The sequence below is a fragment of the Mesorhizobium sp. B2-3-4 genome (assembly GCF_006442315.1).
Taxonomy (GTDB): domain Bacteria; phylum Pseudomonadota; class Alphaproteobacteria; order Rhizobiales; family Rhizobiaceae; genus Mesorhizobium.
Genome location: NZ_VFVY01000002.1, coordinates 343,037 through 357,326 on the forward strand (window position 1 = coordinate 343,037; position 14,290 = coordinate 357,326).

At 64.1% G+C, this 14,290-nt stretch carries 15 protein-coding genes; 5 read left to right on the forward strand and 10 right to left on the reverse strand.

Features of this window, described 5'->3' with window-relative positions:
• The first annotated feature begins 32 nt into the window (after window positions 1–32).
• From FJ967_RS05260 to FJ967_RS05270, 3 genes are read left to right on the forward strand one after another with little or no spacing between them, the layout of a single operon-like run.
• Window positions 33–1,178, forward strand: coding sequence for an ATP-binding cassette domain-containing protein (locus tag FJ967_RS05260; RefSeq protein ID WP_140730634.1), 1,146 nt, complete (start codon window positions 33–35; stop codon window positions 1,176–1,178).
• On the forward strand, window positions 1,171–2,031 hold the full coding sequence (locus FJ967_RS05265) for a 2-aminoethylphosphonate ABC transporter permease subunit (protein WP_140730635.1): 861 nt from the start codon (window positions 1,171–1,173) through the stop codon (window positions 2,029–2,031). Before FJ967_RS05260 ends, FJ967_RS05265 begins: the two co-directional genes overlap by 8 nt.
• A 2-nt stretch (window positions 2,032–2,033) precedes the next feature.
• Entirely contained in the window at window positions 2,034–2,831 is a 798-nt protein-coding gene (locus tag FJ967_RS05270; protein ID WP_140730636.1) for an ABC transporter permease subunit, read from the forward strand.
• A 1-nt stretch (window position 2,832) separates the two neighbouring features.
• Here FJ967_RS05270 and FJ967_RS05275 read toward each other — a convergent pair whose 3' ends face one another.
• The 8 genes from FJ967_RS05275 to FJ967_RS05310 all read right to left on the reverse strand — a co-directional run bounded on the left by FJ967_RS05275 (window position 2,833) and on the right by FJ967_RS05310 (window position 10,127).
• Window positions 2,833–3,285 (reverse strand): MaoC/PaaZ C-terminal domain-containing protein, encoded by a 453-nt coding sequence (locus tag FJ967_RS05275; protein WP_140730637.1) that lies wholly within the window; start codon window positions 3,283–3,285, stop codon window positions 2,833–2,835.
• An 8-nt stretch (window positions 3,286–3,293) separates the two neighbouring features.
• Window positions 3,294–4,370: a Gfo/Idh/MocA family oxidoreductase gene (locus FJ967_RS05280; RefSeq protein WP_140730638.1), complete on the reverse strand. Its 1,077-nt coding sequence runs from the start codon at window positions 4,368–4,370 to the stop codon at window positions 3,294–3,296.
• Window positions 4,363–4,692: an L-rhamnose mutarotase gene (locus tag FJ967_RS05285; protein ID WP_140730639.1), complete on the reverse strand. Its 330-nt coding sequence runs from the start codon at window positions 4,690–4,692 to the stop codon at window positions 4,363–4,365. The genes FJ967_RS05280 and FJ967_RS05285 overlap by 8 nt, the downstream gene beginning before the upstream one ends.
• 9 nt (window positions 4,693–4,701) lie before the next feature.
• On the reverse strand, window positions 4,702–5,814 hold the full coding sequence (locus FJ967_RS05290) for a mandelate racemase/muconate lactonizing enzyme family protein (RefSeq protein WP_140730640.1): 1,113 nt from the start codon (window positions 5,812–5,814) through the stop codon (window positions 4,702–4,704).
• A gap of 5 nt (window positions 5,815–5,819) precedes the next feature.
• A complete protein-coding gene (ugpC, locus tag FJ967_RS05295; RefSeq protein ID WP_140730641.1) occupies window positions 5,820–6,917 on the reverse strand; it encodes a sn-glycerol-3-phosphate ABC transporter ATP-binding protein UgpC in 1,098 nt (365 codons plus the stop codon).
• 4 nt (window positions 6,918–6,921) lie between these two features.
• A complete protein-coding gene (locus tag FJ967_RS05300; protein WP_140730642.1) occupies window positions 6,922–7,788 on the reverse strand; it encodes a carbohydrate ABC transporter permease in 867 nt (288 codons plus the stop codon).
• The gene (locus FJ967_RS05305; protein ID WP_140730643.1) at window positions 7,788–8,684 is read right to left on the reverse strand and encodes a sugar ABC transporter permease; all 897 of its coding nucleotides are present in this window, start codon (window positions 8,682–8,684) and stop codon (window positions 7,788–7,790) included. The genes FJ967_RS05300 and FJ967_RS05305 overlap by 1 nt, the downstream gene beginning before the upstream one ends.
• A 123-nt stretch (window positions 8,685–8,807) precedes the next feature.
• Window positions 8,808–10,127 (reverse strand): sugar ABC transporter substrate-binding protein, encoded by a 1,320-nt coding sequence (locus tag FJ967_RS05310; protein ID WP_140730644.1) that lies wholly within the window; start codon window positions 10,125–10,127, stop codon window positions 8,808–8,810.
• 168 nt (window positions 10,128–10,295) lie between these two features.
• On the opposite strand from FJ967_RS05310, the gene FJ967_RS05315 reads away from it, so the two are divergent.
• Both FJ967_RS05315 and FJ967_RS05320 read left to right on the forward strand, forming a co-directional pair.
• Window positions 10,296–11,081, forward strand: a complete 786-nt coding sequence (locus tag FJ967_RS05315) for an IclR family transcriptional regulator (protein ID WP_140730645.1) — start codon at window positions 10,296–10,298, stop codon at window positions 11,079–11,081.
• A gap of 65 nt (window positions 11,082–11,146) precedes the next feature.
• Window positions 11,147–11,986, forward strand: coding sequence for an amidohydrolase (locus FJ967_RS05320; RefSeq protein ID WP_140730646.1), 840 nt, complete (start codon window positions 11,147–11,149; stop codon window positions 11,984–11,986).
• 5 nt (window positions 11,987–11,991) lie between these two features.
• Here FJ967_RS05320 and FJ967_RS05325 read toward each other — a convergent pair whose 3' ends face one another.
• Window positions 11,992–13,113, reverse strand: coding sequence for an extracellular solute-binding protein (locus tag FJ967_RS05325; protein ID WP_140730828.1), 1,122 nt, complete (start codon window positions 13,111–13,113; stop codon window positions 11,992–11,994).
• A gap of 14 nt (window positions 13,114–13,127) precedes the next feature.
• Window positions 13,128–14,288, reverse strand: coding sequence for a CaiB/BaiF CoA-transferase family protein (locus FJ967_RS05330; RefSeq protein WP_140730647.1), 1,161 nt, complete (start codon window positions 14,286–14,288; stop codon window positions 13,128–13,130).
• Between the last annotated feature and the right edge of the window lie 2 nt (window positions 14,289–14,290).

A 14,290-nucleotide genomic window follows, 5' to 3' on the forward strand; every position in this document is an offset into this window, starting at 1 on the left:
AACCCGAGGGCAGAAATCCGGAGGACCAAGCCATGTCGGCCGTCGCTTTCACAGGTCCCAGTGTCATGGACATCGACGCCGCGAAAATTCGCGGCGCCGGCTCCAATGTCCATTTCGACAAGGTCAGCGTCGCCTATGGCGCCCATGTCGTCCTGCACCCGCTGACGCTGGACATCGCGCCGGGCGAAATCCTGGCGATGATCGGCCCCTCCGGCTCCGGCAAGACAACGGCCTTGCGGGCGGTCGCAGGCTTCGTGCGGCCGGCAAGCGGCCGCATCCGCATCGGTGCCACCGATGTGACCGACCTGCCGCCCTATGAGCGTGGGCTCGGCATGGTGGTGCAGAACTATGCGCTGTTCCCGCATATGCGGGTCGAGGACAATGTCGCCTTCGGGCTCAGGGCACAGGGCGCCGACAAGGCGCTGATCGGCGAACGGGTCAAAGATGCACTCGCCACAGTCGGCATGGCGACGTTTGCCCGGCGCTATCCGCGCGAGCTTTCGGGTGGCCAGCAGCAGCGCGTCGCCATTGCTAGGGCACTCGCGGTGCGGCCACGCGTGCTCCTGCTCGACGAGCCGCTGTCGGCGCTCGACGCGCAGATACGCCGCAACATGGTCGAGGAGATCGCCCGCCTGCATCGCAGCCTGCCGGGCCTGACGATCCTCTATGTCACCCACGACCAGACCGAGGCGCTGACGCTTGCCGACAAGATCGCCATCATGCGCGACGGCAGGGTCTGTTCGCATGGGCCGACAACGGAACTTTACCGCCGCCCGCCGAACCGCTTCACCGCTGAATTCCTCGGCCGCGCCAACCTTCTGCCGGTGACGGTTGCCGAGGCTGCCGGCCCGAAAGGCTTTGCGACGGCCAGACATGGCGACGCCCTGCTCACCAGTGCCGGCCGTGACGAGAAGGCCGGCGACAAGAGCCTGCTGTGCATCAGGCCGCAGCATCTGAGCCTCACGGCCGACAGCGAGCACACCAACCGCATTGTCGGTACGCTGAGGGAAGTGCACTGGCAGGGCGAACTCACGCATCTGGTGCTCGATGTCGATGGCACGCCACTGCGCGTCTCGGCGACGAAACTGCCTATGGCCCTGCCGGAACCGGGCACGAAGGTGCCGCTGTTCTTCGCGCCCGCCGACACATCGCTGCTTCCGGAAGACGCCGGTGTCTGAAGCGCTCGCCATCGCTGCGCCGACGGCCGGGAAGCGAGAGCCGGGCCGGCTGTGGATCGTGCCGCCGGCGGCGCTGCTCGCCCTGCTGTTCTTCTACCCGCTGGCTCTGATTGTACGCCAGGCGTTCCTCGATGACGGCGGCGCCGCCAACGCCGCCGAGATCATCCGTGTCCTGCATTCGCGCTTCTTCCTCAACGCGCTGGTCAACACGGTGACGATCTCGGTCGCTGCGACGGCCGGATGCCTGATCGTCGGCCTCGTGCTGGCGCTGATCCTTGCCTTCGTGCCGTTTCCCGGCAGCGGCTTCATCGCCCGGCTGATCGACACCTTCATCGCGTTGCCGACCTTCCTGGTGACGCTTGCCTTCACCTTTCTCTATGGCTCCGCCGGCATGCTCAATTCCGGGCTGATGGAGGTCTTCTCGTTGCCGCTGCCGCCTGTCGATTTCCTCTATTCGACCTGGGGCGTGGTGCTGGCTGAAGTCACCGTCTACACGCCCTTCATCCTGCGGCCGCTGCTCGCCGCCTTCTCCTTGGTCGATCGCGGCCAGATCGAAGCGGCAAGCGTGCTTGGTGCTCGGCCGTTCCGCATTGTCCGCCAGGTCATCCTGCCGGCGGCCGTGCCCGCGCTCATCGCCGGCGGCAGCCTCTGCCTGCTGCTCACCGTCAACGAATTCGGCATCGTGCTGTTCATCGGCGCCAAGGGCGTCATCACGCTGCCGCTGCTGATCTATGGCAAGGCGATTCAGGAATCGGCCTACCAGGTTGCCTGCATCATCGCCACGATCAACATCGCCTTGTCGCTGGGACTGTTCGGCCTCTACCGGTTCGCCGCCGGCCGCCTGGGAGCCTAGCCATGCTGGTCTGGTCGCGATCCGGTCGCCTGTTGATCTGGGTGCTCTTCGCACTGATCTTCGGCGTGCTGTTCCTGGCGCCTCTGGCCGTTATCTTGCTCTCCAGCCTCGCCGACCAGTGGAACGGGGTGCTGCCCAACGGCTTCACGACGGAGCACTATACTGACGTCGCCAGGGGCGCGGCCTGGAATGCGGTCAAGGCGAGCCTTGTCACCGGCTTTCTCGCCAGCGCACTGGCGCTGGTCAGCGGCACCTGGGCAGCCCTGTCGCTTCGCCTTCAGGGCCATGCCTTGAAGCGGTTGCTCGGCCTGTTGTTCTTCATCCCCAGTGCTGTCCCTTCGGTGTCGGTCGGCCTTGGCCTGCTTGTCGCCTTCAGCCATCCGCCGCTGCTGCTCAACGGCACGATCGCCATTGTCATGATCGCGCATTTCGTGCTGATCTCGGCCTTCACCTTCGGCAATGTCTCGGCCGGGCTGGCGCGGCTGTCGCCCGATTTCGAGCAGGTGGCATCCAGCCTCGGCGCGCGGCCGGCCTACCGGCTCTGGCATGTGACGCTGCCGCTGCTGGCGCCCTACCTGGTCGCTGCCTTCGGCCTCAGCTTTGCCCTGTCGATGGGCGAACTCGGCGCCACCGTCATGGTCTATCCGCCGGGCTGGCTGACGCTGCCGGTCTCGATCTTCAGCCTTACCGATCGCGGCGACATCTTTGCCGGAGCGGCACTCACCATGATCCTGGTGGCGTCAACGCTGGTCCTGCTGCTTGGCCTCGAACGCATCACCGCGCGCGCCACCGGATCGTAGTTCAACCCTGCGCCGCCTTGCGCTCGACGATGTAGATATGGTCGGCCGCCAGCACCACCTCGCCACGCTGGTTGATCACTTCGCAGCGCTCGATCACGCGGCCTGAACCGGGTCGCTTGGGATCGTCTTCCTTGGCCGTGATGGTGGTGCGCGTGCGGATTGTGTCGCCGATGAACACCGGCTTGATGAAGCGCAGCCGGTCATAGCCGTAGGAGAAGGCGACGGGATTGATGACCGTCGCGGTCAACCCGATGCCGACCGAGAACACCAGCGTGCCATGCGCGATGCGCTGGCCGAAGGGCGTCGTCTTCATGAACTCGGCGTCCATATGGTGCGGGAAGAAGTCGCCGGTGTGCCCGGCATGGACGATGAAGTCGGTCTCGGTGATGGTGCGGCCGCTGGTCAGCCGCGTCGAGCCGATCTCATAGTCTTCGAAATAGGTGATCTGTTCCATATCCTGCCTTACGGCTTTTCGGCCAGCGGCGTCGCCGGCGCCGAGCTCGATTTATAAGCGGCTTCGACCAGCGCCATGGTGTTCCAGGCATCCTCGACCGAACTGACCAGTTCGGCGTCTTCGCCCGATGCGAAGCGCTGGACATTGGCCATGCGGCCGACGAAGGCGTCGGGAAACCATTCGCCAGCCAAGGGCACCGCAATCCAGTCCGATCCGCCTTTCGGGTGGATTTCAAGAATGTCCGGCTCGCCCCGGGGATAGTCGAGGTTGAGACCGAGCTTGAGATAGGCGGCGCCCTCCGTGCCGCTGATGCGGAACTCGCAGGCCTGATGCCGCCGGCCGAACTTGTGGTCGTGGTTGATCGACAATGCGCAGCGCACAGTGTCGCCATAGTCGAGAATGGCGCTGGTGCGCGTCTGCGCCACCGTATGGTTGGGATGGCCGAGCGTCTTGGCGTGCACGCCCTTGGGGTCGCCAAGCAATTGCCTGATCAGATCGAGATAGTGGATCGAGTGCATGGCGATCTCGACACGCGGCGCCTTGAGCAGGAACTCCCACAGCTGCCAGGGCGTCGCCAGCGCCAGCCAGGCATCGAAGTCGACGACCTCGCCAAGCCAGCCCTTGGCGATGGCGTCCTTCAGCGCCAGCATCATCGGCGCGAAACGGAGCTGGAAGTTCACCGCCGCCTTGAGCTTCTTGGCGCGGCAGATTTCGAGGATTTCGGTTGCCTCGCCGAGATAGTTGCCCATCGGCTTCTGGATCAGAGCGACCGCGCCGTCGGGCAGGGCCTTCAGGATCTCGGCATGTCGCCCTGGCGGCGTCGCCAGATCGAAGATCGCGCCGCTGACGCCGGCTGCTTCCTCCGCCGAGCGGAACGCCGTCACGCCCCATTTGTCGGCCAGGGCTTGCGCCTTGGCGAGGTCCGGATCGTAGAGACCGGCAATCGGGAACCCGACCTTCCGATAGGCCGGGAAATGCGCGTCGCCGACGATCGAGCCCGCGCCGAAGGTGACGATCGGCCGTGGGGCAGAGGGTTTTGGCCAGGACTGGATGAGCGAGGCTGGGTCGAAACCGGCCTCAGTCATGGTGAAACACCTCGTCCATGGAAGCCCACCACTCGCCGTCCTTGCGGGTCGCCAGCGGCTCCTGGCAAGGCATGCAGACGGACCACCACTCCTGCGTCTTGGGGTCGGCCGCCATCTTGGCCATGTCGGCCGCGTAGTCGGCGCCGTGATATTCGAAATAGGAAAACAACAGGTTCTCCGGCCGTTTCAGGTAGATCGAATAGTTCTTGATGTTGCAGGCCGAGATCATGGTCAGCACGTCGGGCCAGACGGCGGCATGCAGGCGGACATACTCCTCGACCTTCTCCGGCTTCAGCCCCAGAATCATCCCCATCCGCTGCATGTCGTTCCCCTATCTCGTGATTGCCGTTGTGAATTCGGCGATGCTCATGGCCTTGACCGCGTCCCAGTCCCAATCGATGCCGATGCCGGGTTCGTCGGGCGCCAGCGCATGCCCATCCTCGATGCGCATGCGCTTGCCGGTCAACTCATCGAGTTGGGGAATGTACTCGACATAGCGGCCGTTCTGAACAGCGCAGGTCAGGCTGACATGCAATTCCATCAGGAAATGCGGACAGACCGGAATGTCGAAGGCCTCGGCGGCGTGGGCGATTTTCAGCCACGGCGTGATGCCGCCGATACGCCCGACATCGACCTGCACGATCGAGCAAGCGCCCTTCTGCATGTATTCGCGAAAGTGGCGCATGGAGTAGAGTGACTCGCCGATGGCGATCGGCGTCGGCGTCGAGTTCGACAGCCTGATATGCCCGTCTATGTCGTCGGCCGGCAGCGGCTCCTCGATCCAGGCAAGGTCGAGTTCGCGCAGCCTTGCCGCGCGCCGGATCGCCTCGTCGACTGAGAATCCCTGATTGGCGTCGGTCATGATCTCGTAGCCGTCGCCGACCGCCTTGCGCACGGCCGACAGGCGGGCGAGATCCTCCGACCCGTGCGGCCTGCCGATCTTCACCTTCGAGCCGCGAAATCCCTTGGCCTTGGCGGCCAGCGCATCGTCGACCAGCGCCTGCGTCTCGATGTGCAGCCAGCCGCCTTCGGTCGTGTAGAGCGGACAGCGGTCCTTGGCGCCGCCCGCGAGCTTCCAAAGCGGCAGGTTCTGCTTCTTCGCCCTGAGATCCCACAGGGCTGTGTCGATCGCGGCGATGGCAATCGCCGTGATGGCGCCGATCGTGGTCGCGTGCGTGGCGAATTCGAGATCGTGCCAGATCGCCTCGATCATATCGGGGTCGCGTCCGATCAGCCGCGGCGCCAGATGGTCCGACAGAAGCCGCATCACCGAAGAACCACCCGTGCCGATCGTGTAGCTGTAGCCGGTGCCGACCGCGCCGTCGGAATCGGTGATGGTGACAACAGGCGTTTCCTGGCTGACGAAACTCTGGATGGCGTCGGTGCGCTTGACCTTGGGCACAAGGTCCACCATCCGCAATTCGACTTTTTCGATCCTGGCCATGCCGGTCAGCTCCGCAATGTCTTGCCGGTATCGGCGGCGAAAAGGTGCGCCTGCGACAGGTCGAGGCTCATCGCGACCCGCTCGCCCGATCGCAACGGCCTCGGGTTCAGCATGCGCGAGACCCAGTCACTGCCATTGAACTCGACGAACACCAGCGTCTCGTTGCCGAGCGGTTCGGTGACGGTGATAGGCAACTCGATCTGGTGCACATCGGCGGCATCGCCGGAGCTGAGCCCATGTCCGGTCGGATAGATATCGTCAGGCCGCAGGCCGAACACGACCTTGTCGCCTGCGGCGACATTGGCCTTGAACTGCGCGGGCAGGGGCAATCTTGCGCCGCTGGCGAAAACCAGCTGGCCGGCGTCGACCGTTGCCTCGTGGAGGTTCATCGGCGGCGAGCCGATGAAGCCGGCGACGAAGCGGGTCGCCGGCCGCCGGAACACTTCATCGGGCGTGCCGACCTGTTCGATGTAGCCGTCGCGCATGATGACGATCCGGTCTGCAAGCGTCATCGCCTCGACCTGGTCATGGGTGACGTAGATCACCGTCGACTGCACCTTGGCGTGCAGCTTCTTGATCTCGGTGCGCATCTGCGTGCGCAGTTTCGCATCGAGGTTGGAGAGCGGCTCGTCGAACAGGAACACGTCGGGGTCGCGCACGATGGCGCGGCCCATGGCGACGCGCTGGCGCTGACCGCCCGATAGTTGCGAGGGGCGTCGCTCGAGCAGCGTGTCGAGGCCGAGGATTGCCGAGGCCTCGGCGACGCGGCGGTCCATCTCTTCCTTGGCGGCACCGGCGATCTTCAGGGAGAATCCCAGATTCTCGCGCACCGTCATGTGCGGATAGAGCGCGTAGGACTGGAACACCATCGAGATGTTGCGCGAGCGCGGCGGCAGGTCGTTGACGACGCGCCCGCCAATCTCGATCGAGCCGGCGCTGATCTCTTCGAGCCCCGCGATCATGCGCAGGGTTGTCGACTTGCCGCAGCCGGAAGGCCCGACCAGCGCAATGAATTCGCGGTCGGCGATATCGAGGTCGATGCCATGCACGATCTCGATATTGCCGTAGCGCTTGGTTAGCTTTTTGAGGGAAACGGTAGCCATGAGATCAGCCTTTCACCGCGCCGGAGGTCAGGCCGCCGACGAGGTGCTTCTGGACGATAAAGGTAAGCGTGAGCGCCGGGATGATCATAACCACGGCCAGCGCGCACATGCCGCGCCAGTCGATGGTGAACTCGGCCGTATAGTCGAGCAGGCCGACCGGCAGCGTCTTGGCGCTGACAGAACGCGTCAGCTGCGAGGCCAGCGCGAACTCGTTCCAGCAGGTCAGGAAGGCGAAGATCGCGGCCGAGGCGATACCGGGACCGGCGAGCGGGAATTCGACCTGCCAGAAGGCCTGCCAGCGCGTGCAGCCATCGATCTGCGCGGCTTCCGCCAGGTCCTTGGGCACCTGGCGGAAGAAGCCGTCGATGAGCCAGATGGTGAACGGCACGTTGAGCGCGACATAGGCCAGGATCAGCCCGAAATGCGTGTCGATGATGCCGAGCCGCACATAGAGGAAGAACAGAGGCAGCGACAGCGCGATACCAGGCACGGTGCGCGTCAGCATCAAGCCGAGGAACACGCCCGACTTGCCACGGAAGCGGTAACGCGCGAAGGCATAGCCGCCGGCCATGCCGATGGCTACCGCGATCACCGTCGAGGTCACCGAAATGATCAGCGAGTTGCGGAAATATTCGATGACCGGAATGCCGCCCTTGCCGATGCCCGAGAACATCGCGACATAGGCGTCGAACGAGATATCCTGCGGAATCCAGATCGGCGGCTTGGCCATGATCTCGACTGTCGGCCTGAGCGACGACAGCACGATCCAGAGACCCGGCAGGCATATGGTCAGCATCGCCAGGAACAGGCCGATGCAATAGACTATGCGTAGCAGCCGGCGCTTGAGGCGGGCGGAAGAATTCTCGTCCATCACCACTCCGCGCCGATCTGCGTGCGCGCCGCGGCGAGCTTGTTGAAGAAATAGACGGTGAAGGCGATCGACAGCAGGATCGAGAAATAGGCCATGGCGTTGGCCATGCCCATGCGTCCGTCGCTGTAGGCGGTGCGCGCCACCAGCGTCCATAACAACTCGGTGCGCCCGGCCGGCCCGCCATCGGTCATGATCTTGACGATGTCATAGGCGCGCGCGACGTCAAGCGAGCGGATGGTCATGGCGATGTAGGCGAACGGCATGACGAAGGGCCAGGTCACATAGCGGAACGTCTGCCAAGGCGTGCAGCCGTCGACGCGCGCTGCCTCGATCGGCTCCTTGGGCATGGCGAGCAGGCCGGCCAGAATGAGAATGGCGAAGATCGCCGTCGACGACCAGATTTCGGCGATCGAGATGGCGATGAAGGCGAGGTGGCCCTCGATCAGCCACGGAATGGCGTCCTGCGTGAGCCCTAGCGACTGCAGCGCATTGTTCACCAGGCCGATATTGTCGTTGAACATGAACTTGAACTGGAAGCCGACGAGAATCGGCGAGAACATCATGGGAAACATCATCAGTGTGCGCAGCAGGCGCTGGCCGCGCGTCGCCTTCTCGACCAGCATGGCGAGGCCGAGGCCAAGCAGCATTTCGAGATTGAGCGCGATGGTCAAAAGCAGCACCGTGCGGCCGAAGGCCCACCAGAAATCGGCGTTGGCCAGGATCGAGACATAGTTGCGCAGGCCGATGAAGACGAAGAACGTCTCGGGCTTGGTCAGGCGGAAAGGGGTGAAGCTGGAATAGAGAGACAGGATCAGCGGCACCACGACCACCGCTGCCAGCACGATGATGGCTGGAAGCAGCAACAGGAATGGCGCGGATGGCTTGAAGCCCTTCATCGGGATCCTTTGGTGTCTGGCATTCAATTGGGGCCGGGGCCCGACCCGGTGAACGGACAGCACCGGCAAAAACGCGATCGCCTCCCCCATTCACAATGGGGGAGGCAGTCTTGGGAACAGTGCCTAGAGCTTGCCGGCGTCCTGCAGGATCTGCGTCGCCTTGGCAGCGGCTTCATCGAGCGCTTGCTTGGAGGTCTTGTCGCCGAGGATCGCGGCCTGCAGTTCCGGATAGACGGCGTTCGAAATCTCGATCCATTCAGGCGTCTGCGGCACGGCGAAGGCGTGCTTGGCTTCTTCCTGGAAAGCCGACAGAACCTCCTTCTTGTAAGGATCACTGGCAGCCTGATGCAGATCCCAGTCCCAGACCGCGGTGCGAGTCGGCAGCGGGCCGGCGGCGGCCTCGAGCTTCTGGCTGTCCTCGTTGGTCAGCCACCAGACAAGCGATGCCGCGGCCTCCTTGTTCGGGCAGTTCTCGGTCACCGAGAAACCGTGGAAGCCCGACCAGCCGGTACGCTTGCCCGACGACCCCTTCGGCGCGACCTTGACGCCGACATTGCCGGCGACTTTCGACGACTTCGGATCGTTGAAGAAGCCGGCCCAGCCCGGCCAGTCCAGATTGATGGCGACCGTGCCCGAGGCAAAGCCCTGGCCGAGATCGTCCCAGAGATAGTTGGTGGTGCCGGCCGGCACGGCCTTGGCCTTGTAGAGGTTGACGAACCAGTCGAGCGCGCGGACACCTGCCTCGGAGTTGAAGACCGGCTTGCCGTCCTTGTCGAGATACTCGCCACCCTCGGCGACCACCATTTCGTAGAAGCGGCCGTTGATCGCCTCTTCCTTGCCGGCAAACTGCGTGCCGTAGAAATTCGGCGGATTGGCGAAGAACTCGGCCTGGTCGGTCACCTCCTTCCAGGTGTCCGGCGGCACCAGGTCGTAGCCATATTTCGCCTTGAACTTGGCCTTGTTGTCGGCGTTGTCATAGAGGCTCTTCTGGTAGTAGAGCGCCGAGACATCGAACTGCGCGCGCGGCAGCATTTCCAGCTTGCCGTCGATGGTCGCGGCCTTGATGGTCGACGGCACGAAGGCGTCGATCTCCGACTTGGGCAGCAGCTTGCTGAGGTCGGTGTAGAGGCCGGTATATTGCGGCGCGAAGGAGGAATGGTTCCAGCCGACGCACCAGTTGGTGCTGCCCGAGGCGATGTCGGACTTCAGTTCCTTGTCGATATCGAAGCCGTTCTTCTTGGTCAGGATATTGACCTTGGCCCCGGTGGCCTTCTCCCATTCGGGGATGCGCTCGTAGAGCTTTTCATATTGCTGGCCGCCGATCAGCTTCACGTCGACGGTCACGCCTTCGAACTTGCCGGGCAGGTCGCCGGCGAGGGCGGTGCCTGCGCCTGACGCAAGCACCAATGCGCCGGCACACACGCCGGAAAGCAGTCTGTTCATTGGTATCCTCCCTGGGTGCGCCTCGGCGGCGCCCGCAACTCGTCACGTGACAAGAAGTGCTACATTCATATACAAACAAAACATTCATACGTACGTCAAGGCGAAATTTGTTTCCGGCGAGCCCGTTCCTGCGTATATGAAGAATCGAATTCACTGGAGAAATGGCCCATGGATGACAGCGAAGACGAGCGCTACCGCGCGCCGGCGCTCGACAAGGGGCTCGACATCCTCGAACTGCTGGCGGGCGTCGACGGCGGCCTGACACAGGCTGAAATCGCCAAGAAGCTCGACCGCAGCCCCAACGAGTTCTACCGCATGCTCGACCGGCTGGTACGGCGCGGCTATGTCACGCGGCTCGACGGCGATCGCTATTCGCTGACCCTCAAGCTGTTCGGTCTGGCGCAACTTCACGCGCCGGTACGCAGGTTGGTTTCCTACGCGACGCCGCTGATGCGCGAGCTGGCCGAAACGTCACAGCAGGCCAACCAACTCGTTGTTTTTGATCGTGGTTCCGCAGTTGTGATCGGCCAGCAGGAGGCGCCGAACTACTGGGGAATCTCGATCCGTGTCGGTTCCCATATCAGCCTGTTCGACACAGGATCGGGCCATGTCCTGCTGGCTTTCCGTTCGCCCGAAGAGCGGCGGATGATGATTTCGGAACATGTTCGCAGCACCGACAAGACGGCACAGCCGGCGGAGTTCTTCACCAGGCTCGACCAGATCCGCGACCGCGGCTATGAGATGATGGCCTCGATGCAGACCGCGGGCGTCTTCAACCTGTCGGCACCGGTGCGCAGTTCCGACGGCAAGGCGATCGCCGCGCTGTCGATTCCTTACATAACCGTCGTCAACGCGCCTTCGGCGCCCGACATCACCCGGACGATCGAACTCCTCCTGGCAACGTGCGAGAAGCTGTCGCATCTGGCAGGTTCGGCTGTGGGCTCGTCGACATAAATTCTTATTTGAATGAAGAATTCCTCCGTGAGATGATCCGAAAAGCCTTGGAGGAGGAGCCCGCCATGATCGTCGATACCCATCTGCATCTCATTGATCGTTCGGCCCTGCGCTATCCCTGGCTGGCCGGCGTGCCGCCGCTCAACCGCGATTTCTCCTATGAGGAGTATGCCGTCGAAGCGCAGCGTGCCGGTGTCGGGCGCGTGCTGCATATGGAGGTCGATGTCGACCCCTCCGACATCGAGGCTGAGACCGCCCGCGTCGAAAGCCTGTCGCGGCAGGCCGGAAGCATGCTCGCCGGCGCGATTGCGTCCTGCCGTCCAGAAGAAACGGATTTCCAGGCCTATCTCGAACGTCAGCGGGCGAACCCCTTCGTGAAGGGCTTCCGCCGCGTCCTCCATGTCGTGCCGGATGAACTGTCGGAAGGCGCGCTGTTTCGTGACAACATCAAGCGGCTTGGCGGCACCGGCCTGACCTTCGACCTCGTCGTGCTGCCGCACCAGATCCCCAAGGCGATCGCGCTGGCCGACCTGGCACCCGACGTCCAGTTCGTGCTCGACCATTGCGGGGTGCCCGATATCAAGGGCGGTGGCGAACACCCTTGGCGCGAGCACATGAGCGAGATTGCCCGGCGCCCGAACGTGATGGCCAAGATTTCAGGCGTGGTTGCCTATGCCGACCCCGGCAGTTGGGCCGTCGAGACGCTGCGGCCTTACGTCGAACACACGATCCATTCATTCGGCTGGGACCGCGTCGTCTGGGGCAGTGACTGGCCGGTCTGCACGCTGGGCGGCGGGCTCTCGACCTGGGTGGCGGCGACCCATGCGTTGCTTTCGGGCTGCAGCGCTTCGGAGCGCGACGGCCTGCTGTCGGGCAATGCCCGCAACCTATGGCGGTTGACTTAGCCGGGTCAACGCCCAGCCGGAGAGCTCTCGCGGAACAGGCCGACGAGATCGGCGACGACGCCTCGGGCCTGATGCCCCGAGGCAAGGCCGGAATTGACGCGGTCGGACGCCGCCTGCTGGAACGTCATGTAGCCGTCATGGCGCGGCCGCACCCAGGCACCCTCCAGCGTCGCGCGTGTATCCTTGTAGAAACCACCAGTGGCGGCATTGATCCCTTTGTCCTCCCACGCGGCGGCGTGGCCGGGTTGGCCACCTGCGGCGGCATAAGGGCCGCGCTGGACGTTGCCGCTGGCGACCCAATGGGCAAACTCGATCGCGGCGTCCTTCGCTTTGGAGAAGGCCGATACCGCAATTCCAGTGCCGCCGAGCGCGGAACCGGCCGGGCCGCCGGAGCCGACAATTGGCATGTCCGCGAACGCCAGCCGATGGGCGCGAAAACCGGCGACGGCGTAGGGCGCGTAGCCGTAGATAAGCGGCGCGCAGACGAACCGCGAGCCTGCCTGTGCCATCCGTTCGAAAACCGCGATCGGATCCATTTCCAGACAGGCCGGATCGACCAGTGCCGCGATCTCACGCATTCTCTCGAAGACTTCGATGCCCGTCTCGACATCGATGAGATCGTGCAGCGGGTCGGTGCCGCAAGGGCGCCCCAGATTGGCGGCGAGGCTGTAGAAGACCATCAGCGAATGCGGCGGCCGCAGTGGCAGCAACACACGGCCCTGCCGGGCGAGATCGAGCACCTCGCGCCATGTCTGGGCCGGTGCATCCAGCGCTTCCGGCCGCCAGGCCTGGACCTGGCTCGCCGCGTCGATCGGAAACGCCCATTGGCGACCCTGCCAGTTGTAGCTCGGATAGGACTGGCCGACGCTGCCCGCCGCAAGCGCCGCGCGCTCTGCCTCGCGGCCGGCGACGTCCAGCGGTTCGAGACAGCCTTCCGCCGTGATCTGGCCGACATGCGGATGGTCGATGACGATCAGGTCGTAGGCCCGCGCCAGTTCCTCGACCGGATAGGATTCGAAATCCTGCAGCGACCGCTTGTCCCATTGGATCGAGACGCCGGTGCGCTCATGCCACAGCGTCGAACAGGCGACCATCGGATCGTAACCGCGCGGATGGCTCCAGGTCATGCCCTTCAGCGTCGTCAAAGGCCGAACTCCTTGCGGATGTCGGCACTGTGCTCGCCGATGCGCGGCGCTGCCCGGTCGACCTTGGCCCTGACGCCATCGACCCTGAGCGGTGAACGCGTGGTGAGGATCGTGACATCGTCCTCGCGTGTCACCGTCTGCAGCATGTCGAGTGACTGGAAGCCTTCGCTTGCCAGCATCTCGGGCCAGGTCAGCACCTTGGCGCACCAGATGTCGGCCGGTTCGAGAATGGCGAGCCACTCATCGACTGTCTTGCCGGCGATCCGTTGCGCGATAACAGCCTTGATGTCGTCGCGCGCGGTGAACCAGGATGCTGGCTTGTCGCGATAGGGCGCCAATTCATCGAGCGACAACAGGTCGGCGAGCTTCGGTATCGGCGTCATGGCGATGGCGAGATAGCCGTCCTTGGCCTGGTAGACGCCGTAGGGCGCCGACAGATAGGCATGCGCGCTGCGGAAGCTGGAGCGCCTGGGCAGGCGTCGGCCGTCATTGAGATGCGTGGTCAGCACCTCGAACTGGAAGTCGACCAGTGCCTCCAGAAGGCTGGTCTCGATATGGCTGCCATGGCCGGTGATGCCGCGCCGCACCAGTGCCGCCAGAATGCCTTGCGCGCAGGCCGCACCCGCCAGCATGTCGCCGATGGCGAGGCCGAACGGCACTGGCCCCTGGTCCTCGTCGCCGTTCAGCCACATGACGCCCGAACGCGACTGCGCCAGCAGGTCCTGGCCGGGGCGCTTTACCCAGGGGCCGTCCTCGCCATAGCCGCTGATCGAGGCATAGACGAGACGCGGGTTGATCTTGCGGACGGCTTCGTAGTCGAGACCGAGGCGGTCGATGACACCCGGCCGGAAATTCTGGATCAGCACATCGGCCTTGGCCAGTAGGCTGCGCAACGCCCCGAGATCGGCCTCGTTCTTCAAGTCGATGGCAAGGCTTTCCTTGGCCCGGTTGATGGCATGGAAGATGGTGGAATCGCCGCCGATCTCGGTATCGCTGAGATAGAGCCGGCGCGACAGGTCGCCGCCATCCGGGCGCTCGATCTTGATCACGCGGGCGCCGAGATCGAGCAGCCTGAGCGAGCAATAGGGGCCGGACAGGAACTGGCTCATGTCGATGACGACGAGGCCGGCAAGCGGCAATTCGGCTGCTGCCGGCATCT

Bases quoted from the DNA above. Each gene is read 5' to 3' on its own strand.
- FJ967_RS05280 (WP_140730638.1), bottom strand. From the start codon at position 4,370: ATGACTGAGGCCGGTTTCGACCCAGCCTCGCTCATCCAGTCCTGGCCA.
- FJ967_RS05325 (WP_140730828.1), bottom strand. From the start codon at position 13,113: ATGACCTGGAGCCATCCGCGCGGTTACGATCCGATGGTCGCCTGTTCG.
- FJ967_RS05310 (WP_140730644.1), bottom strand. From the start codon at position 10,127: ATGAACAGACTGCTTTCCGGCGTGTGTGCCGGCGCATTGGTGCTTGCG.
- FJ967_RS05270 (WP_140730636.1), top strand. From the start codon at position 2,034: ATGCTGGTCTGGTCGCGATCCGGTCGCCTGTTGATCTGGGTGCTCTTC.
- FJ967_RS05300 (WP_140730642.1), bottom strand. From the start codon at position 7,788: ATGGACGAGAATTCTTCCGCCCGCCTCAAGCGCCGGCTGCTACGCATA.
- FJ967_RS05275 (WP_140730637.1), bottom strand. From the start codon at position 3,285: ATGGAACAGATCACCTATTTCGAAGACTATGAGATCGGCTCGACGCGG.
- FJ967_RS05290 (WP_140730640.1), bottom strand. From the start codon at position 5,814: ATGGCCAGGATCGAAAAAGTCGAATTGCGGATGGTGGACCTTGTGCCC.
- ugpC (WP_140730641.1), bottom strand. From the start codon at position 6,917: ATGGCTACCGTTTCCCTCAAAAAGCTAACCAAGCGCTACGGCAATATC.
- FJ967_RS05320 (WP_140730646.1), top strand. From the start codon at position 11,147: ATGATCGTCGATACCCATCTGCATCTCATTGATCGTTCGGCCCTGCGC.
- FJ967_RS05330 (WP_140730647.1), bottom strand. From the start codon at position 14,288: ATGCCGGCAGCAGCCGAATTGCCGCTTGCCGGCCTCGTCGTCATCGAC.
- FJ967_RS05315 (WP_140730645.1), top strand. From the start codon at position 10,296: ATGGATGACAGCGAAGACGAGCGCTACCGCGCGCCGGCGCTCGACAAG.
- FJ967_RS05305 (WP_140730643.1), bottom strand. From the start codon at position 8,684: ATGAAGGGCTTCAAGCCATCCGCGCCATTCCTGTTGCTGCTTCCAGCC.
- FJ967_RS05260 (WP_140730634.1), top strand. From the start codon at position 33: ATGTCGGCCGTCGCTTTCACAGGTCCCAGTGTCATGGACATCGACGCC.
- FJ967_RS05285 (WP_140730639.1), bottom strand. From the start codon at position 4,692: ATGCAGCGGATGGGGATGATTCTGGGGCTGAAGCCGGAGAAGGTCGAG.